We start from the raw sequence: 24,400 nt of genomic DNA on the forward strand, positions 1-24,400 counted from the left end.
CACTAGTACTTGTAATCGCAGGGTTAGTTTTACTATTTGAAGAAAAAATATTGTTTTTCTTGTAAGGGTCGGTGTGAAAAACATCGTCAGCATTAAATGTTCTGGTACAATTAATAGTAATCAAACTTACGCGTATGAAAAAAAACTTTACGACTATTGGTCAGCAAGTAATACGGCTGACAATGGCGGGTGTTATTGTCACAGGCTTCGCTGCGCAGGCTGTGGCCTACCGCCCGGCCCGGATTATCGTCTCGGTGATAGATCGGTCTGTCACTGGTAAAATACTTGCTACGGAAGACAAAACGCCGATTCCCGGCGTGTCAGTTGTACTGAAAGGCAGCCGCACGGGGACTAACACGGACGCAGATGGAAAGTATAAGATCGACGTGCCGGACAATGGCGCAGTTCTGGTGTTCTCAGCTGTGGGGTTTGTAACTCAGGAAATTGAAGTTGGAAATAAAAGCATATTGGATATTGAGCTCACCAGTGACTTGAAAACGCTGGGCGAAGTGGTGGTGGTAGGTTACGGAACGCAGAAAAAGAGCCAGCTGACCGGCGCGATTTCTTCAGTAGGCTCGAAGGAAATCGGCGAGTTACCTATTACGAATGCAAGACAGGCATTGCAAGGTCGCGCTGCGGGTGTGGACGTGGTTCAGAATAGCAGTAAACCGGGCGCCGGGCCAACAGTAAGGATCCGCGGAAGAAGGTCGATCAATGCTTCCAATGACCCGCTTTACGTAGTAGATGGTATCCCGCTGGCAGGAAATATCGACGATTTTAACCCCAATGATATTGCCTCGATGGAAGTATTGAAAGATGCTTCGGCGACCGCTATTTATGGTTCCCGCGGTTCCAATGGCGTTGTTCTGATCACCACAAAGCGTGGTAAGCCCGGAAAAACGGTGGTGAGCTATGACGGATATTACGGTTCTTCCAAAGAGCTGGGGAAAATCGACGTGATGAATGGGGAAGAGTTTGCGGAATACAAGCGCGAGTCGCGAAGAGCAGTTATAGATGCAAAAACTGGTTTGCCACTCTACCCGGCCGGTCCCGCGACACCGGAAGCGGATGCCAAGTTATTTGAACCGATCGAACTGGACGGTATTAAAAACAACCGTTCTACGGATTATCAATCTTTTCTGCTGCGGCCGGGAAGGATCCAGAGTCACCAGGTAGGCGTACAGGGTGGAAATGAGAAAACGCAGTTTGCGATTTCAGGTAACTATTTTAATGACAAGGGGATCATTTATAACCAGGATTTCACACGGTATACTTTCCGCATCAACCTGGATCACCAGATCACCAAACGCATCAAGATCGGTACTTCGATGATGGGCGTTTACAGTACCCGAAACGGAGAGAACTTCAACCCTTACGGAGGAGCGTTAGCTGAAAACCCGCTTGGAAAACCTTACGATGATAATGGAAAACTGATCTTCCTGCCTACTTCCGACGGTTTAAGAACCAATCCTATTGCCGAAATTATCCCCGGCGCGCAGGTAGATCTGACCAAGCGTTTCAGGATATTCAACAGTATTTATGCAGAATGGGCGATTTTGGAAGGTTTGAAATACCGCGTCAACTTCGGTCCTGATTTGAACAACCGCCGGATCGGACGGTTCACCGGATCGCAGACCAACGCACGCCGCGGCGGCGATGCAACCGGATTTCAGTTCAACGAATACCAGTTCAATTATACATTGGAAAATATTTTGATGTATAATAAACAGCTAGGCGGCAAGCATAACCTTGGAGTCACGTTACTTCATTCTGTTCAGAAAGATGATCTTGAAAGAAACACATTCAGTGTAACCGGAGTGCCGGCAGAATCGCAGCAGTTTTACAATTTGGGCCAGGCGACAATTGTCAACGGAGTAGGATCTGAATTGTGGAAGTGGGTGCTGAACTCCTACATGGCGCGTATCAACTATGACTTTAATGAGAAGTATTTACTGACAGTAACGGGCAGGTACGATGGCTCGTCCCGGTTCGGTGCTGATACTAAATACGGATTTTTCCCCTCGGTAGCATTGGGCTGGAATATCAGCAATGAGCCGGTTTTGAAAAACGTGACGTGGGTCGATGAGCTGAAACTGCGCGCGAGCTACGGTTCGACAGGGAACACGGCGATCGATCCCTACCAGACGCAGGCGCTGTTGAGCAGAACTTCATATGCTTTTGGTACAGCAGCCGGTTTCGGATATGCACCCGGTACACTGGGCAACTCGTTGCTGAAATGGGAAACTACCTCTACGGCCAACATTGGCCTTGATTTTAGTGTGTTTAAAGGCCGGGTATCCGGTTCTTTGGAATACTATCAGGCGGATACAAAAGACCTGCTTTTGCTGGATCAGCTCCCTATCACCAGCGGTTTCAGCCAGGTGCGCCGCAATGTAGGAAGTACGCGGAATACAGGTTTGGAAGTTACCCTTTCGACGGTGAATATAGATGCGCCGAACGGGTTTCGCTGGAACACCGATTTTCAGTTGACTAAAAACAAAGAGAAGATCCTCGAACTTTTCAACGGAAAAGCGGATGATATCGGGAATGCCCGGTTTATCGGACAGCCGCTAACTGCCTATTTTGACTATAAAAAAATAGGTATCTGGCAGACAAACGAATTGGAGCAGGCTAAAAAATACCAGGCTGTACCGGGACAGATCAAAATCCAGGATACAAACAACGACGGCAAAATTGATCCGTTCGACCGGGTTATTCTGGGATCGCAGGTTCCGAAGTTCTCCGGCGGTATGACCAACCGTTTCGAATTCAAAGGTTTTGACCTTTCGATATTTGTATTCGCAAGATTCGGAAGTATGTTCCGCAGCTTGTTCCACCAGGATAATATGACGCTGGCTGGTCGCTACAACAATTTGGATATTGATTACTGGACACCTGAAAACCCAACGAATGAGTTTCCAAGACCAAATCAAAGCCAGGAGTTCCCGCCATTCCGCTCCACAGTGTTGTATTTTGACGGAACGTTTATCAAGGTTCGTAACATCAACCTGGGCTACAATTTCCCTGATAAATGGACAGAAAAAATGAAAATCGGCAGTCTGCGCGTATTTATGAGCGCCCAACAGCCATTTATTTTCTCAGAATACAGAACCAAATACAAGGGTATAGACAACGAAACGGACGGAGATATCGAAGCTAACCAGACTCCGGCTGTGAGACAGATCACGTTTGGTCTTAATTTGAAAATCTAGTTTTACCCAACAGATATCAATACTAATCTCAAAGAAATATGAAAGTTTTATTTCGATTTAAAACAGTATTGGCTGCCATTCTCCTGCTGGGTGCGCAGTCGTGCAACGACCTCCTCGAAGAGACGCCAATCTCGCAGGTTGGAAGTGAATATATCAATACGGCGCCAGGGTTTGAATCTGCTGTAAAAGGGGTTTACAGCTCTTTGCGAACCTATTATGGAACAGAGGATGCGATGACGCTGAGCGTTTTCGGGACGGATACCTACACAATGGGTGCGGATGGCGCTTATAAATTTGTGAATGAATATACTTCGCAGATCGACGGGCGGCTAGTGGTCACCAACTACATCTGGAACAACTTGTACCCGGCGATTAATACGGCTAATATCGTGATCGACGTGGCTCCGAATATGACTGCTCTGGATCCGGCGCTTGTGAAGCGTCGCGTGGCCGAAGTGAAGTTTTTGAGAGCGCACCATTATTTTATTCTGGTTCAAATGTTTGGTCCGGTCTCGCTGGTGACGAAAGGAAATCTGGTAGCGCAGAAAGAATTTACGCGCGCCCCGGTTCCTGAAATCTACGCGCAGATCATTTCCGACCTCGAATCCGGACTGCCTGACCTGGGCCTTGCGACTTCTGACTATGGCCGGGTTACCAAAGCGGCTGCGGAACATTTGCTGGCCAGGGTATATCTGACCAAAGCAACCTCGGAAGCGAAAGCGGCTGATGATTATGTAAAAGCAGCTACTTATGCTGAAAATGTGGTCAAGAATTACTCATTTTCCCTGTTGCCTGACTTTGCAAGTGTTTGGGTACAAGGCGGCGGCGAGATCAATAATGAAGTGATTTTTGCTACCCAATATACTTCGGACCCATTGACGAACGGGATCGGAAACCGTACCCACTTGTATTTCGGGATGGAATATGACACGCAGGCGGGAATGCAGCGCGATACCGAAAACGGCCGGCCGTTCAAACGGTTCAGACCGACTACCTATATGCTCGAAACGGTTTTTGCGCCAGCTAACCGCGTGAACGATTCCCGGTACAAAAAGACTTTTAAAGACACGTGGAAAAGCAATAAGCCGGGGAAATATACAAATCTGTTCGATACCTCGAAAAAGGAGCTGACTTTTGCTTCCGGCGACACCACGATCTTTATTCCAGGCTATGAAATGACGTTGGAAGAGCGGGCGAAGCGGCCTTATCAGGTACTTACTCCGAGCTTGTACAAAGCCAACCTGTTCCCGGTGAACCGCAAGTTTTTAGATGCACTTCGCCCTGACCGTACTTACGAGCAGGGAAGCCGGGATTTCCTGATGTTCCGTTTGGCAGAGACGCATTTAATTGCTGCTGAGGCCTATATTAGACAAGGTAAGACTGCCGAAGCTGCTGCTCACATCAATGTAGTGCGCCGCAGAGCCGCTTGGCCGGGCAAAGAAACTGCCATGGAAATCACACCTGCGAAAGCGACGATGGAGTTCATCATGGAAGAACGCGAGCGCGAACTGGCCGGCGAAATGTTCCGCTGGTTTGACCTGAAACGCTGGGGTAACCTGGTCGAAAGAGTGAAGCTGCACAATCCGGAAGGAGCCGCAAACGTGAAAGAGTTTCATAACCTGAGACCGATCCCACAAGACCAGATCGACCGCACCGCCGGAGGCCCCGCTGCATATCCGCAAAATCCGGGGTATTGAGGAAGGGTTGTTATATCATATAATCAAAATCCAGACAGCCCCGCGTTCAGGGGCTGTCTTCGTTTATATAGTCTATGGTATAACGAAACGTTGACTTTATATAAAAAACCTTATCCAAATGAATTTTACATCTACATCCGATCGGAGGGATTTTCTTAAATATACCGGCGCTGCCGCGGCTACTTTGCTCAGCGCCAATAGCTGGGCTGATGCATTGATCAAGAAGGGGGATTTCAAAGTTGGCTATTCTTCGATCACCTGGGGCGGGAAGGATGAGCAGGCTATTTCAGAGCTGGCAGGTCTGGGATTTAAGGGTATTCAGTTGCGGGCTAATACCTTTGGTCCGTATCGCAACAAGGTTTCGGAATTGAAGGATGCATTGATTAAAAACAACCTGACACTTGCTATGTTTTCTAGCGGGAATGTGGAAACCGATCCGGCGAAATTTGAAAGTACTGTCGATACGCACGTAGCGCACGCGAGTTTTGTGAAGGCTCTGGGGGGCAATGCATTGCAACTCACCAATAGTCTGCGGCCGAAAGACCGGTTGCCAACCACAGAGGAATTGAAAAAACTTGCGGAGGTAATGAATGAGATCGGGAAGCAAACAGCAGATCTGGGCGTGCAGGCGGTTTATCACAACCATATGAACCAGCTGGGCGAAACGCCCGAAGAGGTGGATGTGATCGTGCAGGCGATGGACCCGCGGTATATTAAATTGCTGCTTGATATTGCACATTACAAGCAAGGCGGCGGCGAACCGCAGGACGCGGTTATCAAGTATAAAAGCATTTTGCATTCGCTGCATTTAAAAGATACCAAACCGGCGGAGACCAAAAATGGCTACAAGTTCGTGGAGCTGGGACAGGGTAGGGTGGACGTTCCCGCTGTTTTTGCTTCGCTAAATAAGATTAAGTTTAAAGGCTGGGCGGTGGTTGAGCTGGACGGAGTGCCTGATCCTGAAAAATCGCCGCTGATCTGCGCGGAGATTAATAAGAAGTATATTACCGAAGTTTTGAAATACCCTTTATAAGGTCTGGTTTATGTAAATTACTAGTCTGAATTGCATTTGTAAGGGTAGTTATTCTATTAATTCGTTTATCAAAAAAGCAGCAAGTCAGACTATTTCTGCTTCAATCAATTATTCCGTATCAAAATGAAAAAGTACAGATTTACCCTGGCGGGATTATTATTATTCTTTACGCTATGCCAGGTGCAGGCCCAAAAGTCGAAAAATGGCTGGGTAGATTTATTTAATGGGAAAGACCTGACAGGCTGGAAGCAGCTGAACGGACAGGCTAAATATGAAGTGAAAGACGGCGCCATTGTCGGTACCTCCGTCATGGGAACGCCTAATTCTTTCCTTACCACGGAGAAAGACTACGGCGATTTCATCCTGGAACTGGAAGTAAAAGTAGACAATAAGCTTAATTCCGGCATTCAGATAAGGAGCCTTTCCAAGCCGGATTATCAGGATGGAAGGGTGCATGGTTACCAAGTTGAGATCGATCCGAGTGACCGCGCCTATTCGGCCGGACTGTACGACGAAGCCCGTCGCGGCTGGCTGTATCCGCTCGATTTAAACCCGGAAGCGAAAAAAGCATTTAAAAAAGAAGCCTGGAACAAATACCGCATTGAGGCGATTGGAACCACGATCCGCACGTTTTTGAACGGGGTACCGGTGGCACATTTGGTTGACGATATGACGGCGAGCGGCTTTATCTGTCTGCAAGTGCATTCGATCGGAAGTAAGGATTTGGAAGGCACGCAGGTGAGCTGGAAGAATGTGCGCATTCAAACCACCAATCTGAAACCCAGTCCGGCGGCTAATATCCGGATCGTGAACCTGATCCCGAACAAGCTGGATGCCGCGGAAAAAGCGCAGGGTTGGTCACTGCTTTATGACGGAAAAACCGCAGATCAGTGGCGTTCTTACGGCGGTACGGATTTTCCATCGAAACGCTGGGCTCATAACGACGGCACGATTACGATCTCAAAATCAGATGGTTCAGAAACTGGAAATGATATTGTTACCAAGAAATTGTACGGGCCTGCCTTTGAGTTTGAATTCGATTTCAAACTAAACGAGGGTGCAAATAGCGGCGTGAAATATTTCGTTGACCAAAAATTTAACTCAAAAGGAAAATCGGGAATAGGCTGCGAATACCAGGTACTGGACGATGAAAAACATCCTGACGCAAAACTGGGCAAGAATGGGAACCGGACGATCGCTTCTTTTTACGATGTAATACCTGCCGAAAGACCGAGAAATTCAATGAAGAAGATCGGCGAGTGGAACCAGGGGCGTATCGTAGTGCAGAAAGATGGGACTGTTCAGCATTTTCTGAACGGATATAAAGTGGTAGAATATGTGCGCGGATCGCCGCAGTTCAAGGAATTTGTAATGAGTTCCAAATTCAAGGATTTCGAAGGTTTCGGAATGTCAACGCAGGGAAATCTGCTTTTGCAGGACCACGGAGATAACGTTTCTTTTCGGAGTTTAAAAGTGCGCGAGCTTTAACAAAAAGCTGTTCGAAAAAATAGCAAAAAATACAGTAGATAGATGGATATCTACTATTTACAACTGGTTGCGGTGAGCAGCCGGATCTGATAATTAAAAATTAACCTTTATAAAAATGGAAAGTAGAAGGGAATTTCTAAAAAATGCAGCGCTGGCCTCGGCGGGCGTAGCGGTTGGAGCTAATGCTTTCGGAGCAGCCAGTTACCGTCGGATATTGGGTGCAAATGACCGTGTGCGTGTTGGGATAATCGGCTTTTCAGATCGTTTCCGCAGCTCACTCGCACCAAGCTTTTCTGATCACGCGAAGGAATTGAATTTCGAATTTATGGGCGTTTCCGATCTGTGGAACCGTCGCCGCGACGAAGCAGCCGCGTTTATGAAAGACAAGGCTTATGCTTCGAAAGAATTCATCAAAGCCAGAAATAATGAAGAGTTGCTGGGCCGCAAGGATGTGGACGCGGTGATCATCAGTACAGCCGATTTCCAGCATGCATTGCATTGCGCCGAGGCGGTGAAATCTGGCCGTGATGTGTATGTGGAAAAACCTTTCGCCGAAACCCTGGAAGATGCCAAAGTAGCGTTGAAAGCGGTGGAAAGTTCGAAACAGATCGTACAGGTAGGCTCGCAGCGCCGCAGTGCTCCAAACTATTGGGCGGCTTACGAATACATTAAATCGGGTAAGTTCGGCGATATTACCACGGTGGAAATGACCTGGAATGTGAACCAGCCGGGGCGTTGGAGAAGAAAAGAGCTCGTTTCGCAGATCCGCAAAGAAGATACCGACTGGGACCGCTTCCTGATGAACCGTCCCAAAGTAGAATGGAACCCGCGCTACTATCTTGAATTCCGCCTGTTCTATCCCTATTCTTCGGGTATTCCGGGCCAGTGGATGGCGCACCAGATCGATACAGTACACTGGTTTTCAGGACTGGATGCGCCGCGTAATGTGGTGGCTAACGGTGGAATCTATACCTGGAAAGATGGTCGTACGAATGTAGATACATTCAGCGCGGCATTTGAATATGGTCCGTTTGACGATAAGAGTAAAGGTTTTCAGGTGATCTATTCTTCTCGTTTTAACAATGAAGCAGGTGGCGTAAAAGAATACTACTATTCAAATGGCGGTATGATCAACCTGGACACGAACAAGATCACGTCGGAAGGTGGATTGAAGGAAAAGGATGCGAAAGGAATGGGCTTACAGGCGAACTTGCTTCCTGAAATGTCTTTGAAAACGGGCGACAAAATCGCAACCGACGCTAATACCGGCGCTGATCCGATGACGTCGATGCACATGCGTAACTGGATGGACTGTATCCGCAGCCGTAAAGAAACGAATGCACCGGCGCGCGTAGGTTTTAATCACTCCGTTGCCAATATTATGGCCACCGAGGCTTTGCATACAGGTAAAAGAGTAAGCTGGGATCCGAAAAAGCGGGATATCATATTGAGTTAAGATTGTAGTTTTTATTTTCAAATAGATCAAAACATAAAGTGAAACTAAAAAATACAGGCTTTTTAATGGCGACCGTTTCTCTCGCTGCATTTGCCGGATTGGCAAATGCACAAAAGGTGGATCTGGTTAAGAATGAAAGTGAGAAAAAGGTGGAGGTTAAAATTGACGGGAAGCCTTTTACAGCATATTATTACCCGGGTGAGAAAACTTTGAAAAAAGCGGTTCTGTATCCGGTTCAGACTGCCAGAGGAACGGTAATTACGAGAGGCTGGCCGCTGGATCCGCGTCCGGGCGAGCGTGTGGATCACCCGCACCACGTGGGAATCTGGCTCAACTATGAGGATGTAAACGGCAACGATTACTGGAACAATTCCGACGCCGTCGACCATGCAAAACGCGCTTACGGTACTATTTTGCACACCGGGATTTCCAATGTTAAAAGTGGAAAAGATAAAGGTGAGCTGACCGTCACTGCTGATTGGGTGGATAAAAACGGGACTTTAACTTTAAAGGAAACGACCACTTATACATTCAGCGGAAAAGGAGAAACCCGCATGATTGACCGCAGTACCACGCTCACAGCCGTGCTCGACGAGGTAGCAATGCCCGATATCAAGGACGGAATGTACGCGATCCGAGTAGCCCGCGAGCTGGAATTGCCTTCCAACAAGCCTGAAATTTTCACAGACGCTGGCGGTATTGCTACGAAGGTGCCGGTTTTAAACAATGAAGGTATTACCGGGAATTACCGCAATAGCAACGGTGTGGAAGGCGAGGCGGTTTGGGGGAAACGGGCGATCTGGTGTAATCTGACTGGTAAAATCAAGGATGAGAACATCAGTGTAGCGATCATCGACCACCCTAAGAATGTAGGTTATCCTGCTTACTGGCACGCGCGGGGTTACGGACTTTTCGCCGTGAATCCACTTGGTATGAAAGCATTAAGCGACGGGAAAGAAACGCTGAACTTCAAGCTGAAAAAAGGCGAGTCGACTACCTTCCGTTACCGCATGGTAATTGCTTCCGAGCATTTGAAAGATACCACGCTCAACGAGCTGGCTGCGGCTTACGCAAAGTCGAAATAAGGTTTATCTTGCAGCATGATAATAAAAGCTCCGGTTCGCGCCGGAGCTTTTTTAGTATTCAAGCGAAAAATGAACCTACCACACTATCCTACGAGGCGGCTAAGTAGCCAGGAGTTCCAGTTTTTTAGCACGGGACCAAAAGGTATTTTTGAATTACATGTCCATTTTCAACAGATAGGGGAGAGGATTTTCAACCTGGCATTTGGCGTTTGGGATCAAACCACAGAAACTGTGGATGATAGCTATAATCTTCGTAATCAGGATACAGATATCATTCTCGCGACGGTAGGTAGAATTGCACTGGACTTTTTAGACGAATACTGTCCGTGTGATGTGTTTGCTGTCGGAAGCACGCCCGGACGAACCAGAAAATACCAGATGGGCATTTCTCATCATATCTCAAATTTGACTGAAAAATATAGGGTTTTAGGTTTTCTGGCATCAACCGAAGACGTTTTTGACTACCTTGACAGCAAAGAAAGTTGGCGTGAGATAGAACAAGGAGTAAACTATAAAGCATTTTTAATTACCTCAAAATGATGTAATTTCGATTATCAACTATCCAAGATATTATGGCTACTGCAATTAAAAAAAGTGAAACAGGCCACACTGAGAATCATCAAGTCTCAAAAGGTTCAATGACCAAAGAAGAGATCATTGAAGCGTTCTTCAAGAAGAAAGCAGACGAGGCTCGGATTTTTCTGGAAAGGAATCCGATCCCAGAGCACCTCCTGAGCAGGAACAAAAAACCGCGTAATCCCTAATGCCAAAGTCGACTTACATTGCAATACTTCGCGGGATTAATGTCAGCGGAAAAATATGGTCAAAATGCCGGCGCTGGCGGCAATGTTTGAGCAGGAAGGTTTTGAGAATTGCAGCACGTATATACAGAGCGGCAACGTGCTTTTTACTTTTGAAGAGACTGACGAACAAGAACTGGCGGCGCAGATTACAGGTGCAATTGCGAATGCATTCGGCTACGATGTTCCGGTGATTGTTTTGAAGGTAGATACAATGCAGTCAGTTTTCGACCAAAACCCGTTTTTTAAAGCTCAGAAAGAAGATATTGCCGATCTCTACGTGACGTTCTTGTCTGAATCTCCGGCACTGGAACTAGTAGAAAAAATCGACGCTCAGAAATACCAGCCGGATCAATTTGTCTTAGAAGGCAACACCATTTATATCCACTGTCCACAAGGCTACGGACGTACTAAACTGAATAATAATTTCTTTGAAAGTAAGTTGAAAATGGTCGCCACTACCCGTAACTGGAAGACGGTGGCAGAGCTGGTGAGGCAGGGGAATGAACTTGCTTCGCAGCACTGATACTTTGGTTTAATGCCAAGAAGTTGTTTTCTTGGTCGAAAATCGTTTCAACACATCTCAATCCTCAATAGTAATTCACTTAAGTAAGATATGAAAGACAATTCAAGACGTAAGTTTTTGCAAAATGCCGGTATTGCGACGATCGCAACGGTAAGCCCGCTGGCCGCAGCACCGGAGAAACAAAAAGAGCTTTTTATTCACCACGTATATTTTTATCTCAAAGAACCACATAACGCTGAGCACGAGGCCAAGTTGCTTGAAGGGTTGACCAAGCTGGCGAAAGTGCCTACTATTCAGTACGTTCACATTGGAAAGCCAGCTGAAACCAACCGTTCGGTGATCGTGCGCGACTATACTTTTTCATGGATGTGCTTTTTCAAAAATATCATTGAAGAAGAAATCTATCAAACTCACCCGATCCATCTGGAATTTATCAAAGACTATGGTCACCTCTGGGAAAAGGTGATCGTTTACGATTCAGTGGGGCCGAAGAAAGTAGGGTAACAGCAGGAAACGTCTTTTAACTGCAATTCGACGCTAACTTCTAATTCGACCATGTTTAAAAAGTCTTTCTTACCGATTTGTGTGGCGCTTGTAATCTTTGCCGCACAGATCGGTAAACCTTTGTTTGCCCAAAAACTAAACGCTGATATCCGCCTCAATCAGGTGGGTTTTTATCCGCAGGCACCGAAACTAGCGGTCGTGGTGGGGGAGAAGTCTACTGATTTTGTGGTCAGGGACGCAGCTGGCAAGGCTGTTTTTAAAGGAAAGCTGAGCGAGATACGCAATAACCAGCATTCCGGGAAAGTCAGCCGGATTGCGGACTTTTCGAGTGTTAAAAAAGCAGGTAAGTACACGTTAGAAGTGCCTGGACTTGGAAAATCGGCTGCATTTGACGTTAAACCAAAGGTCCACAGGGAAGTGGCGGCCGCGTCGCTGAAAGGGTTTTACTATCAGCGCGTGTCCACAGACCTGCCCGAAAAGTTTGCGGGCAAATGGGCGCGCCCGGCGGGTCATCCAGATGACAAAGTGCTCATTCACGCCTCGGCAGTTTCGGAAGGACGGCCTGAGAATTTTGTAATCAGCTCACCAAAAGGCTGGTACGATGCGGGAGATTATAACAAATACATCGTCAACTCCGGTATTACAATGGGCACGCTGTTGTCTTTGTATGAAGATTTCCCATTGTATTTTGAGAATTTCAACACCAATATCCCTGAAAATAACAACTCGATTCCTGACCTGCTCGACGAGGTAATATGGAACCTGCGCTGGATGCTGACTATGCAGGATCCGGCCGACGGTGGCGTTTACCATAAACTAACAAACCCGAGGTTCGACGGAATGATCATGCCCGACGCGGCTGATAAGCCTAGGTATGTGGTACAAAAAAATACAGTCGCGACCCTCGATTTCGTGGCAGTAATGGCGCAGGCGGGCAGGATTTTGAAGAGTTTTGAAAACAAACTGCCGGGATTGTCCGATTCATGTATCGTTGCGGCAGTGAAAGGCTGGGAATGGGCAGCCAAGCATCCTGAGGTATATTATGATCAGAATGAGATCAACAAGAAATTTGATCCGGATATTGTTTCCGGCGCTTATGGAGACAGGAGTGTGGCCGACGAGCGGATCTGGGCAGCGGCCGAAATGTATGCGACTACCGGGAAAACGGAATATTTGAAAGGTATTGATCTGAAAGCAAAACAGCCACTTGCGCTACCGACGTGGAGTATGGTACAAACGCTGGGTTACTACACTTTGATCCGAACCAGCGAAAATTTGAAAACGGAGGCCGCATTGATAGACCCTATTAAAAAATCGGTGAAGGATTATGCGGATGGACTTTTGGTTGATCTCGCAAAACAGCCTTATCATACTGTTATGGGCAAAATTGCAAAGGATTATTCGTGGGGAAGCAGCTCGGTGGCTGCGAACCAGGGAATTGCACTTTTGTATGCTTTTAAGCTTACCAAAGACAAGAAATACCTGAATGCGGCGCTCGGTAATCTCGACTATCTTTTGGGGCGAAATGCAACAACCTATTGTTTTCTCACAGGTTTTGGTTCAAAAAGGGTAATGCACCCACACCACCGGCCTTCTGTGGCCGATGGAATCGAAGACCCGGTACCAGGGTTATTATCCGGCGGGCCCAATCCCGGCCACCAGGACAAATGCAAAACCTACACTAACAACTTTGCAGATGAATCGTTTACCGATGACGATTGTTCTTACGCATCCAATGAGATCGCGATCAACTGGAATGCGCCGATGGTTTATTTATCGGCCGCAATTGAAGCGATTATGGAGCAATAGCATTTATTTGACGGGAACAGTAGGCGGCGTTTCGTTATAGCCTTTTTTCCCTGTCATATTATCCTCTTCGGATTCTTTAATAGCCTCTTTCTTCACAACCTTTGACGGTTTTGCACTATCATCTTCGTGCCTCGATTCATCATGCGGGCCGGCAGGTGATGGACTGCTTCCTTCAATATCCTCTTCTTGGGTCTCCGGTTTTGTGTTCATAGTATTGCTGTTTTTAATAATATCAAAGCAAATTTCATTCCTGTCACTACATTGCCGACCTGAAAATTAATGCAGCCGGGATAGATTTTCCTGTTTAAAGTCTTTTCCTGTCAGTACCGACAAAACTAATTCCCGACTATGAGCCTGTTCAATTCCGTTTCCCAGCTTCGTAACATTCTGAAAGACATCGACCTTGCGGCCATCACCAGGCTTTCAAAGAAGGTTGATCTGAATCAGTTAATGGGTGTCGTTTCCAAGATGAGCGAGGAAGATCTGGGGAAGATGCTGAAATTTATGCAGGCAGGCTCCGGAAAGAAAAAGGCGCCGCCAGTAGTGAATGGGGATTTTTATGAACTTACCGACACCCTTTTGCCCGAAGAAAAACTGATCCAGCTCAAAGTGCGGGAGTTCATGGAAACGGAGATCAAACCAATAGCCAATCATTATTGGAACAATGCACAGTTTCCAATGCACATTATTCCGCTTATGGCGAAATTGAATATTTGCGGACTTACTTACAAAGGTTATGGTTGTGCAGGAATGTCGGCATTGCTGGAAGGATTTATAGCGATGGAAATGGCGCGCATCGATTCTTCGATCTCCACATTTTTCGGCGTGCATAGCGGGCTTGCGATGGGCTCGATCTATTTGTGCGGTTCTGAAGAGCAAAAGAAATACTGGTTGCCTATTATGCAGAGAATGGATATAATAGGCGCATTCGGGCTTACAGAGCCGGAAGTTGGGTCCGGTGTGGCCGGCGGACTTACTACGACTTGCAAAAGAAATGGTGACGAATGGGTGATCAATGGTCAGAAAAAATGGATCGGCAATGCGACTTTCTCTGATATCACGATCATCTGGGCGCGCGACCTTGACGATAATCAGGTGAAGGGTTTTATTGTGCGAAAAGAAAATCCAGGGTTCAAGGCTGAGAAAATGCAGGATAAAATGGCGCTGCGAACCGTGCAGAATGCGAAGATCACATTGACTGAATGCATTGTACCGGAATCCGATAGACTGCAAAATGCGAATTCTTTCAAGGATACCGCCAATGTGCTGCGCATGACGCGGGCCGGCGTGGCCTGGCAGGCGGTAGGCTGCGGAAGAGGCGCGTATGAACTTGCATTGAAATACACGATGGAAAGAAAACAGTTCGGCCGCCCGATCGCCGGTTTTCAGCTCGTGCAGGATCTGCTGGTCACCATGCTGGGCGATTTGACAGCGATGCAAACGATGGTATTCAGGTTATCACAATTGCAGGATAGCGGCGTACTCACCGACGAACATGCATCGCTCGCTAAGGTTTTCTGCACTCTGCGTATGCGCTCGATCGTGGATCACGCCCGCGAGCTTTTTGGCGGAAACGGGATACTGCTCGAATACGACATCGCTCGCTTCGTGGCCGATGCCGAGGCCATTTATTCTTACGAAGGAACCAAGGAAATCAACTCGCTCATCGTCGGCAGGGCTATTACGGGCGAAAGTGCATTCGTGTAATTTCAGAGCGTGCCCGCTTTCATTTTGGCAAGAGCCGTTTCCATGTGTCCGTAGGGTTGGCTGGTTGCTTTTTGTTGTCCCAAAGCTTTGATCTGCCAGGTAAGTGCCTCTTCCTTGCGTCCCAGCTTGTAGAGCAGGTGCGCATAGGTTTCCATATACGACGGATTTCCGTTGATATTCGTGTTATTGATATTAGTCAGTATTTCCTCACTCCATTCCATCGCAAGTTTAGACCAGCTCAGTGCTAGTTCGAGGTCTTCTTTTTTTGTAGCCATATCATAAAAATGTCGCGCGCGCGTATTCAGCTCCATGGGATAGTACTGCGAAGGTTTGTTTAGTTTAAAACTCAATACCGTCACATTTTCACCAGGTTTCATTTTTGGTGGTTTCATTTTGGCCAGTTCCGCCTGGTCCATCCCTTTTAGTGAATCTATCGAGATCGGCCGGTAGTACTGCTCTACAAATTGCGCGGCGCGGTTGAGATATTGCGCCGTGTCGCGGGTTGTGTATAGGTACTGCAGCATATTCTTTTCATAAGTGACCTTTCCCATTTGAGGATCACGATCGTACGTTAATTGGGCAAACCGGGCTGCGGCTTCGGCCAGTTGAGGATCCCTTTTCATGACCGCATTCCGCATGGAATTTCTGACGATCCCATTATTCATTTCCACTGCTTCGCTAAAAGGTACGGACCTGTAAATGTTTTCTACCAGCCCGCGCGGTGCGAATTGCTGTACAGTTTTGCTCGTTTTGCTGTATAGCGCCGGCCCGAATTGATAAATGAATCTAACCGTATTGAAATTGGCCAGCGAATCGGGCGGAAGCTGGCTGGTGTATTCGTCGAGCACCTCGTCGGTGACCATTTCCAGCTCTTTCAGCTTCACGAGGTATTCCCGCAGAAAAGGCAGGGAGCGGCTGCCCGCCCGGTATTCCTGGGTATATGAATTGATACCCCGCGCGCCCCGCCGCCGCAGCGCCAGGTCCGCTTTTTCAGCATAAGCTTGTGGGTTGCTGGTCGAGCCGTTTTGCATTTCGAGGATATTGCCCTCCGTATCGGTGAAAACCGAAATAAGTGAACCTTGAATATGCAGCCCGCTTTTGAAATCCATTCCGTTTTCGGTCTCCACATTCAACCGGATCGAAACGAAGTTCTCACCGAATTTTTCGGTTAATAATGGATTATTGAATGCCATGGAAGCGACTTCGTTACACTGCTGGCAGGCGCTGTTTTCAAAATGGATAAAGATCAGCTTCTTTTCTTTTTTAGCCTGCGCCGAAAGGTCGTTCCAGCTGGTCTTATTGTCAATGAATTTGATCTGAGAAAACGCGGGGAAAGTGAGAAGGCTACTCAGTACTAGTATAATCAGTTTCATTGCCAGGATGCCTATGATTTGTTTCAAAAATAGGGTTTCAATTTAAATTTAACCCCACTGCAAGCCCGATATAAGGTTTACTCTGATAAATCCACACTTTTTGGTTTTTGTCAAGCAAATGGTCCAGCCCGCCTACGACCCCGAATGTGAATTGATTGAGCCCCATTAATACCGCAATTCCCTTCGACCACACCAGTCCGTCGTATTCAATAGTAAGCGCATCTTTGGTCACCCAGGGGTTCATCGCTGTGCCTCCGAGACCGGTGATAAAACCTGCCGAAAGTCCGTAATGCTTTACATCCTGCGTGATCCGGCCGATCGGATTTTTTTTATACGAAAGTCTGTAAATATCGGTGCGGTAACCCAGGTACACCACGCCATTCACATTATTGCTGAACTGGCTCGGGAAAGATTGCAGGCTGGGGCGGAATTTGAGCGGGATCGTGAGAATGTCAATATCAAAACCATTCTGCCAGTATTTGTTCGCACCTAGTGTTTCTTTGCCCGAATTTTGCGGATAAGCTTTTTTCTCCCTCACGGTGGTTTTCAGGTCCAGCCGTTTCCAGCCTTTTTTCAAAGAATATACTACAATCGAATCTTCGGTATTTTCTATAAATACCTGCTGTTTTACATTCTTGATCTTCGTGTGATAGACACCATCGGCGAAATTGAATTTAGGACTATCTTTTGCGCTTTTGCAGCCATAAAGCATAACCGCGAGTGTAATCGTAAAAAGTATGCGTGCAGACATTCTGATTTGAAGAAATGAGAAAAACTTTTGAGCGAAAGTCGTCATTTCGGGCTGATTTTTAAATAAAAAAATATCGATGGAAAATTTTACTGCTTACTGTCGCATTATCCCCCTGTTATTGCCGGATTTGCACAGCATTTTCCAGGCTGGTCTGCCATAGTTTTGTATCATTCAATGAATCAAGCACAAACATTTAAACTCTTATAAAAATGGAAGCGACTATGTTAAATCAACCGGTAAAAGTAAGGTCAGGCAAAGGAGTTTTGGCAGGAAAGATCATCAGTGCAATATGTGTACTTTTTTTGCTGTTCGATTCAATTATGAAGGTCATTAAAGAATCACATTCCATCGAAGGCTCTGCACAACTGGGCTGGCCGGTGGATCAGGTACAAAGCATTGGTATTGTCCTACTGATCAGCACGATACTGTATATCATACCTCGCACTGCGGTAATCGGAGCGATCCTCGTGACAGGCTATCTGGGCGGCGCAATTGCAATTATGGTACGCGCCGGCCAGCCGCTCTATTTCGCGGCTGTGTTTGCAATTCTCATCTGGGCAGGTCTTGCGCTGCGTGACGAAAAAGTAAAAAATCTGTTCATTTCGAAGCAGTAATCACACCTGATATTTCACCACAAAAAAACGCGACGATGAAACCATCATCGCGCGTTTTATTAAGTGCTTAATAAAAGAATTATTTAGCTGGCGTGATCACGATATTTCGGTACTCAACCGGACCGTGGTCGCCCTGAATGTACAGCGGACCCGGCTCTCCTTCGTTGCTGTCCAGCGCCCCGCCGGTAATACCCGGAATTTCCTGGTTGCTGATCACCGTTTTGCCGTTTGCAACCAGCGTAAGCATTCTTCCTACCAGCGTAATATCAAGCGTATTCCACTCACCAGCTTCTTTCGCTACCATTTCACTTGGTGTGATAAATCCGTAAACAGCGCCCATCTGGTCCAGTGCAGGTTCCATGCCTTTGGCATCTGTTACCTGAACTTCGTACCGGCCGCGCAGATAAACGCCGCTATTACTGCCTTTTGGGATTCGGAACTCGACATGTAATTTGAAGTCTCCGAACTTCTGATCTGTAACCAGGTTAGCGCCAGATTTTGGGCTTCGAATTATTCCATTTTCTGCTACCCACTGATTTTCAGCGCCCACTGCATGCCAGCCTTTAATCTCGTTTCCGGCTGTAAGCTTGATCGGCGATCCCCAGGCGGGCATTGCTTTTGGCCGCAGCGACGGGGCGCGCACACCTTTCCAGGTATAGGTTTTTCCTTCAGGAGTAGTAAGTGAGCCGGAAAGCGTCTCGCCCGACAAGGTTCCCTCCACGGACAGGTATTTGTCGCCACGTTCCCATTGCGGAGGAATTTCAAACTTGAATTTTCCGTCTTTAAAGATTACTTCCGAAATCGGCCGGGCGCTTCCTGAAAAGCCTGTGAATTGTCCGACCAGAGTTTTGGTACCTGAGTGCCTCACTTCCAGCCAGGAAGGTGAAGGCTTGCCGGCTACGTCGACAGTAATATCCCAGCGGCCTTCCAGCGGAGAGGCGAGGGGTTTGAAAGCCGTCGCATTAGTTTGAATAGCGAAGGCAGTGAAAAGTGTTAATGCAAGGCTGAACAGCCTTTTGAGGTTAAGTTGGGATAGTTTCATCGTAAAATTTGAAATTAAGAACGGTCAATTTATGGATAAAAATTTAAAAAATAGCTGGTACTTCTTCCGCCGCCTGCCGGTATCAATGCGCCTGTTTCCAACAGGTTTTGCAGGTCCCGGGTAGCTGTGGCTTTCGAGGTCTTCGTGATCGACATGTATTTTTTCGCGCTCATTCCTCCCTCAAATTCTTCCGGTCCGTCTTTCAGCATTTTCTTGATTACTTTTAACTGACGTTCGTTGAAATCGTTTTTGAACCGATCGAAAAACTGGGTTTTATAGAGTGTGAAATCGAGTAATTTCTTGGCTTCGATCTGCGCGTCGAGTATTACGCGGACAAAATAATTGACCCAATCCGTGATATTGTTGCTGCGCTGCGCGGTTTCCAGCGACTTGTAGTACCGTTTCTTATCCGCCTCTATTTTTCTCGATAAGCTAAGCATAACCGGTCTACGGAGCGTTTGCGACAACGCTTTTTCGGCAATAACCCGCCCGATCCGACCGTTTCCGTCCTCGAAAGGGTGAATACTGTCAAAATATAAATGCGCGATCGCAGAGCGGACAGGAGCCCGTTTAAACTCAAACTTGCCGCCCGGCGCGGTATCATTAAACCATTTGATAAACTTCGTCATTTCGGATTTGACCTGAGAGGAAGGCGGCGCTTCGAAGTGTATTTTCTCCTTCCCAACCGAGCCCGAAACTACCTGCATAGGTACATTACCCTTCCGCCAAGCGCCCGTGTTGACCGTTTTGCTATCTTTCAACAACATTTTATGCCACGCAAAAAGCACCTCCTCCGTCAAAGCTTCGCTGTAAGAGTTGCGTGCAGCGACCATTAACTCCGCAGCGCCTTGCGCACGTTTGTCTTTCACCAGTTCCGGTTTTTTGTTGATTCCCAGATTGTTCCGTATAGAAGAGGCCACATCTTCCCGGCTCAAAAATTCTCCTTCTATCTCGGAAGTTTTGATGGCTTCAAAAACCATTGTATCTATCAGAGTTTCAACTTTAATCTGCTCAGAGACAGCATGCAACGTTCCGCTGATCGCGCCCGTTGCTTCCGCAAATGCAAACAGCAGGTCCTCTGTTTCAGATGGATCAAAGATGAAATCAGGCCAGTCAGATTGTTGCCAGTTATAGAGCATGAGCCGAATAATTTTGCTAATCGGCTCAAATATACGTAAAATTTGAGCCGATTAGTTTATTTATTCGGCTCATAGAAAGTTTTAAACAGAGGAAACCGGGCGGCGCGCTTACAACTTGCCAGAATAAGTTATTTCTTTTTTTTGACTTTTAACTTCGGTAAATTTGAAAAAATACTTTTGCTTGAATGACAGACCCCCAAAGCGATATTCCCGGCGACATTGCGAAAATTGAGCAAATACCGATTGTACCTACCATGCTGGAAGTCATTTGCCGGTCAACCGGAATGGGCTTCGCGGCGATCGCCAGAGTAACAGAGGATAAATGGGTAGCTTGTAGTGTGCTGGATGAAATTTCTTTCGGCCTGAAAGCTGGCGGTGAGCTGGTTCTTGAAACGACGATCTGTAATGAGATCAGACTGAATCATGAAATCGTCGTGATCGATAACGTCGACGAAGATCCGCAATTCAGGGCGCACCATACACCGATCATGTACGGTTTTAAAAGCTACATTTCAGTCCCGATCATTTTGAAGAATGGGGAATTTTTCGGAACGCTTTGCGCTATCGATCCGAAACCGGCGTCGCTGAAAAATATCAAAACAATCGGCATGTTCCAGCTGTTCGTGGATCTGATCTCCTATCACCTGGAAAGTATTGAGACAGCACAAAAAAGTAGGCAGAAGCTGAGCGATATGAACCACCAGCTCGCTGACTCTATTCACATTAATAGCCAGTTCCAGTTTATTTCCAATCACAATCTTCAGGAGCCGCTGCGTAAAATGCGTGTGTTTTCCGGAATGATGCTGGAAGCTGCCAATAAGAATGATTTGGACAAGGTTCGAAGCTATGCTACAAAAGTGGATGCCAGTGCATTGAAATTCTCAGCTATCATCACCGAGCTTTCGGAGTTTACTGATCTGTACAATGAAACCAATTTCGAAACCGTCGATTTGAATAAGGTCGTTTCTGACGCGACCAACTCACTTTCAGCGTTACTGGATGCGACTGAAACCAAGGTTAAGTTTGAAAATCTGCCAAGTATTGTTGCGAACCGCTTTCAAATGGAGCAGCTGTTCCGGAACCTGATCACCAACTCTATTCAATACGCAAAGAAAGGAGCCGATCATGTGATCCGTATTTATCCCGGCGAGATTGGTTATGACTTGCGTGCAGGAGAGGACATTCAAAGAAAACGTCAATCATTGGTAATACGGATTGAGGACAACGGCGAGGGGTTTTCACAGCCGCACCTGGAAAAGATCTTCGATATTTTTTCACAATTCCCCGACTATAAAAATGGTCAGACAGAGGGTCACTCCCTGGCCTATTGCCGCAAAATAGTTAACAATCACGGCGGCCAGATCAAAGCCGAATCAGTGGAAGGAAAAGGCACAACTTTTTCGATTATTCTGCCTGTCAGGGAACTGACGCCGGTTGATTTGTGAGAAGGGGAGTTTGTAAGAAGATTCAAAAAGATTAATTTTTTCGAATCGACTTATCGACTGAAAACCGGTCGTCCTCATGTAAGCACCTGTCTGGTGAACAGCCCGAGTAAAATGCAAAGCCCGATCGCAAATTCTGCGACCGGGCTTTGCACTATATTATAATCCCCGACCTGTCTTATGCTGCAATTCATCTATCCGCTTGGAAGCTTCCGCTTTGCTTAAAGTGCTGTCGAATTCTACGCCAGCTTCGTCAGACAATGTTTTCAGGTAGGATTGCTGCGCGCCGGTCATCGGCTCGTCGCCGGTTGTCCATTCGTCGGGATCTTTAACTGTATTCGATCCTTTGATGTCGGGATTTTGCGCGTTGACATTCTCTTCGTCTTTCGGCGGGTTACTATTTGTAGTGGCCATTTTGTTGATGTTTTTTCATTCGTAAATAAAAAAACCGAGCCAATTAATCCTGCTTCGGATAATTTACCATCCAGCCGATGCCGTACTTATCGTGAAAGCTACCGAAATAATCACCCCAGAACGTATCTTCCATTGCCATCTCGATTTCCCCTCCGGCCGATAAACCTGCGAAAATACGATCTGCTTCTTCGCGGCTTTCTGTGAAAACTGAAATGTATGAATGGTTGCCGAGCGTTAACTTGTGGCCCATAGACGGTACGATATCCGACGCCATCAAAATATCATCCTTCCCGATCGGAAGCGAAATGTGCATGACCCGACCTCTTTCATTATCAGCGAGTTGCTCAGCACCAGGCATATCCGACATTTTTTGAACGGAAGTAAATTCTCCGCCAAAAACGGATTTGTAAAATGTAAAAGCCTCTTCCGATTTCCCATCGAAATTCAGGTAAGTGTTTAATTTAGGCATAAGAAAATTTCAGGTTAAGTATTTTTTGTAATGATTTTCATAACACAAAACTACTGCTAGTCTCATCGGCAAATCGTCCGCGGAAGGGACATTAGAAGGGGGCGGGTGAGACAAAATTTATTAAAAGTTGACTTTCCTAAGATTTAAATGCAGATTTCGGATATAAATCGGCTGTAATTTATGAATGGTCCACTGATCGTGATAAAAATCTTCATCCTTCTCGCTACGCTATTTCTTCCATTGCGCAACGTCGCCCAGACGGGCAAGTCGGCGTCACAGAGCCAGGATCCACAAACTATCCTTTGGAAAATCACTGGAAAAGGTATTAAAAAACCGTCTTATCTGCTCGGTACGATGCATTTAGGTGAACTGGATTGGCTGCTCACTTTTCCCAGGATCAAATCGGCGATCGATTGTACAGAATACATTCTAACGGAAGCATTTAGTACAGAGGTAAATACGGTCGCCGTTCAAAAGACAGCTTCAACCTTGCGGGCTGTGTCGGTACTTAATGCGGCGGAATACAAAACGCTCGATTCCTTCTTTGTGGCGCGGGTAGGAGAGGGTATTACAAATAATCCCGACGCGGAGGAAATGAATGTGTTTGAAATGTGGTTTGCAATCTATGAAACGCTGGTAATGGATATGAAGGGTCCCGACGGAATCACGAAATCAATGGATCTGGATCTCTTTAATCTTTATAAATCAACAGGCAGGGGCGGCGACCATCTTGATAAATTAAAAGACATGAACTTCGACTCCACGCAGATCGACGATGCACGTAAAGTAATGCGGAGTATGCTGGCCAAGATACCCGGAAGCGAAAAGCCGGGCTGGAATATTTACTCACAAAATACCAATATAGAAGAAGTGATGCGGGTTTATAAGCAAATGAAAGTGCCCTATCAGTTTGAAAAAACCGATTCTTCAGATGTTATTATTGAAAACGAATACGGGCATATAACCATCGAGCAGCGGAACCGGAATTGGCTACCAAAAATCGAAAAAAACATCAGCCAGAAACCTTGCCTGATCGCCGTAGGTTTCGGGCATTTGAGATACAAAACCGGATTGATTGTGTTATTGAAGGATTTAGGATATCAGGTCGAGGCGGTCAGTGTGAAGTGATGCTTAAAGCCCAACTAACCCCAACCCCTAAAGGGGCTTTTCGTTTGATATGTATGCAACGCCGCAAGAAAGTCCCTTTAGGGATTTAGGGTCATGTAGAAACGCCCCAACCCCTGAAGGGGCTTTCCGTTTGATTTGTATGCGACGCCAAAAAGTCCCTTTAGGGATTTAGGGTAATGCAAATAAGTGCCGAATCACAATCATTTGATATCTTTGTTCTTCAAGCTGCTACGAATATGAAGAATGGTCAGACAGTTCATCTTGGGGATGACGACGAGGATGACAGAATGCTAATAAAAGATGCTTTGGAGGAGGCCAACCCGAATGTAACCGTCGTGGAAGCCGAGGATGGCCGGGAGCTGATAGATAATGTCAAAAACTCAAAAGACCTTTCCCAGACTGTCGTGGTAGTGGATATGAATATGCCGCGAATGAATGGCGTAGAGGCAATCAAGGAGATTAAATCGGATCCTGAACTGGTTGACCTGCCGACTGTCATGCTATCTACATCTGACAACCCGGAGCTTAAAAAAAGAGCGATCGCAGCAGGCGCCGACGATTTTTTTGTCAAACCCAATACCTTCAAGGCCCTTTTGGATATCGCCAGGGGGATAGTTAACAAATTTTTAGGGAGAGAGTAATTGAATAAATGGACACGATCATTTTTAAATCGAACATTTTCCGTTTACTTTGAATTACAAAGTACTTTAC

General features: G+C 46.5%; 23 protein-coding genes. 16 read left to right on the forward strand and 7 right to left on the reverse strand.

Annotated features, from left to right (window positions below; all coding sequences use genetic code 11):
- Positions 1-134: 134 nt before the first annotated feature.
- The 11 genes from LZG94_RS24415 to LZG94_RS24465 all read left to right on the forward strand — a co-directional run bounded on the left by LZG94_RS24415 (position 135) and on the right by LZG94_RS24465 (position 13,610).
- The gene (locus LZG94_RS24415) at positions 135-3,212 is read left to right on the forward strand and encodes a TonB-dependent receptor (protein WP_233794280.1); all 3,078 of its coding nucleotides are present in this window, start codon (positions 135-137) and stop codon (positions 3,210-3,212) included.
- 38 nt (positions 3,213-3,250) lie between these two features.
- Positions 3,251-4,909: a RagB/SusD family nutrient uptake outer membrane protein gene (locus LZG94_RS24420; RefSeq protein ID WP_233794281.1), complete on the forward strand. Its 1,659-nt coding sequence runs from the start codon at positions 3,251-3,253 to the stop codon at positions 4,907-4,909.
- 118 nt (positions 4,910-5,027) lie between these two features.
- Complete coding sequence (locus LZG94_RS24425; protein WP_233794282.1) at positions 5,028-5,942, forward strand: sugar phosphate isomerase/epimerase; 915 nt, start codon at positions 5,028-5,030, stop codon at positions 5,940-5,942.
- 123 nt (positions 5,943-6,065) lie between these two features.
- Entirely contained in the window at positions 6,066-7,430 is a 1,365-nt protein-coding gene (locus tag LZG94_RS24430; RefSeq protein WP_233794283.1) for a DUF1080 domain-containing protein, read from the forward strand.
- Between the two features lie 115 nt (positions 7,431-7,545).
- Positions 7,546-8,886 carry a Gfo/Idh/MocA family protein gene (locus LZG94_RS24435; protein ID WP_233794284.1) on the forward strand — a complete coding sequence of 447 codons (1,341 nt, stop codon included), beginning with the start codon at positions 7,546-7,548 and terminating at the stop codon, positions 8,884-8,886.
- 65 nt (positions 8,887-8,951) lie between these two features.
- Entirely contained in the window at positions 8,952-9,971 is a 1,020-nt protein-coding gene (locus LZG94_RS24440; RefSeq protein ID WP_233794387.1) for a PmoA family protein, read from the forward strand.
- A 15-nt stretch (positions 9,972-9,986) separates the two neighbouring features.
- Positions 9,987-10,511: a DUF6934 family protein gene (locus LZG94_RS24445; RefSeq protein WP_233794285.1), complete on the forward strand. Its 525-nt coding sequence runs from the start codon at positions 9,987-9,989 to the stop codon at positions 10,509-10,511.
- A gap of 32 nt (positions 10,512-10,543) precedes the next feature.
- Positions 10,544-10,735, forward strand: coding sequence for a hypothetical protein (locus LZG94_RS24450; RefSeq protein WP_233794286.1), 192 nt, complete (start codon positions 10,544-10,546; stop codon positions 10,733-10,735).
- Positions 10,736-10,790: 55 nt separating this feature from the next.
- Positions 10,791-11,297, forward strand: coding sequence for a DUF1697 domain-containing protein (locus tag LZG94_RS24455; RefSeq protein WP_233794287.1), 507 nt, complete (start codon positions 10,791-10,793; stop codon positions 11,295-11,297).
- Between the two features lie 90 nt (positions 11,298-11,387).
- Entirely contained in the window at positions 11,388-11,801 is a 414-nt protein-coding gene (locus tag LZG94_RS24460) for a Dabb family protein (RefSeq protein WP_233794288.1), read from the forward strand.
- A gap of 51 nt (positions 11,802-11,852) precedes the next feature.
- Positions 11,853-13,610 carry a glycoside hydrolase family 9 protein gene (locus LZG94_RS24465; protein WP_233794289.1) on the forward strand — a complete coding sequence of 586 codons (1,758 nt, stop codon included), beginning with the start codon at positions 11,853-11,855 and terminating at the stop codon, positions 13,608-13,610.
- A gap of 3 nt (positions 13,611-13,613) precedes the next feature.
- Here the strand turns inward: LZG94_RS24465 and LZG94_RS24470 are convergent, their stop codons facing one another.
- Positions 13,614-13,820 (reverse strand): hypothetical protein, encoded by a 207-nt coding sequence (locus LZG94_RS24470; protein ID WP_215232013.1) that lies wholly within the window; start codon positions 13,818-13,820, stop codon positions 13,614-13,616.
- Positions 13,821-13,958: 138 nt separating this feature from the next.
- Here LZG94_RS24470 and LZG94_RS24475 point away from each other — a divergent pair, with 138 nt between their 5' ends.
- Complete coding sequence (locus LZG94_RS24475) at positions 13,959-15,317, forward strand: acyl-CoA dehydrogenase family protein (RefSeq protein WP_233794290.1); 1,359 nt, start codon at positions 13,959-13,961, stop codon at positions 15,315-15,317.
- A 2-nt stretch (positions 15,318-15,319) separates the two neighbouring features.
- Here the strand turns inward: LZG94_RS24475 and LZG94_RS24480 are convergent, their stop codons facing one another.
- Positions 15,320-16,717: a thioredoxin family protein gene (locus LZG94_RS24480; RefSeq protein WP_233794291.1), complete on the reverse strand. Its 1,398-nt coding sequence runs from the start codon at positions 16,715-16,717 to the stop codon at positions 15,320-15,322.
- A 10-nt stretch (positions 16,718-16,727) separates the two neighbouring features.
- The gene (locus LZG94_RS24485; protein WP_233794292.1) at positions 16,728-17,441 is read right to left on the reverse strand and encodes a hypothetical protein; all 714 of its coding nucleotides are present in this window, start codon (positions 17,439-17,441) and stop codon (positions 16,728-16,730) included.
- Positions 17,442-17,662: 221 nt separating this feature from the next.
- Between LZG94_RS24485 and LZG94_RS24490 the strand changes: the two genes are divergently transcribed.
- A complete protein-coding gene (locus LZG94_RS24490; RefSeq protein ID WP_233794293.1) occupies positions 17,663-18,055 on the forward strand; it encodes a DoxX family protein in 393 nt (130 codons plus the stop codon).
- Between the two features lie 79 nt (positions 18,056-18,134).
- Here LZG94_RS24490 and LZG94_RS24495 read toward each other — a convergent pair whose 3' ends face one another.
- Together LZG94_RS24495 and LZG94_RS24500 are read right to left on the reverse strand one after the other, a co-directional pair.
- Positions 18,135-19,097: a DUF1080 domain-containing protein gene (locus LZG94_RS24495; RefSeq protein WP_233794294.1), complete on the reverse strand. Its 963-nt coding sequence runs from the start codon at positions 19,095-19,097 to the stop codon at positions 18,135-18,137.
- Positions 19,098-19,126: 29 nt separating this feature from the next.
- Entirely contained in the window at positions 19,127-20,236 is a 1,110-nt protein-coding gene (locus LZG94_RS24500) for a Fic family protein (protein WP_233794295.1), read from the reverse strand.
- A gap of 185 nt (positions 20,237-20,421) precedes the next feature.
- Between LZG94_RS24500 and LZG94_RS24505 the strand changes: the two genes are divergently transcribed.
- Positions 20,422-21,681: an ATP-binding protein gene (locus LZG94_RS24505; RefSeq protein WP_233794296.1), complete on the forward strand. Its 1,260-nt coding sequence runs from the start codon at positions 20,422-20,424 to the stop codon at positions 21,679-21,681.
- Positions 21,682-21,837: 156 nt separating this feature from the next.
- Here LZG94_RS24505 and LZG94_RS24510 read toward each other — a convergent pair whose 3' ends face one another.
- Both LZG94_RS24510 and LZG94_RS24515 read right to left on the reverse strand, forming a co-directional pair.
- A complete protein-coding gene (locus tag LZG94_RS24510) occupies positions 21,838-22,092 on the reverse strand; it encodes a DUF3072 domain-containing protein (protein WP_233794297.1) in 255 nt (84 codons plus the stop codon).
- Between the two features lie 43 nt (positions 22,093-22,135).
- Positions 22,136-22,561 carry a VOC family protein gene (locus LZG94_RS24515; RefSeq protein WP_233794298.1) on the reverse strand — a complete coding sequence of 142 codons (426 nt, stop codon included), beginning with the start codon at positions 22,559-22,561 and terminating at the stop codon, positions 22,136-22,138.
- 180 nt (positions 22,562-22,741) lie between these two features.
- Between LZG94_RS24515 and LZG94_RS24520 the strand changes: the two genes are divergently transcribed.
- Together LZG94_RS24520 and LZG94_RS24525 are read left to right on the forward strand one after the other, a co-directional pair.
- Positions 22,742-23,689 carry a TraB/GumN family protein gene (locus LZG94_RS24520; protein WP_233794299.1) on the forward strand — a complete coding sequence of 316 codons (948 nt, stop codon included), beginning with the start codon at positions 22,742-22,744 and terminating at the stop codon, positions 23,687-23,689.
- Positions 23,690-23,925: 236 nt separating this feature from the next.
- The gene (locus LZG94_RS24525; RefSeq protein WP_233794300.1) at positions 23,926-24,330 is read left to right on the forward strand and encodes a response regulator; all 405 of its coding nucleotides are present in this window, start codon (positions 23,926-23,928) and stop codon (positions 24,328-24,330) included.
- Positions 24,331-24,400: the final 70 nt, after the last annotated feature.

The organism is Dyadobacter sp. CY343, from assembly GCF_021390335.1.
Classification (GTDB): Bacteria; Bacteroidota; Bacteroidia; order Cytophagales; family Spirosomataceae; genus Dyadobacter.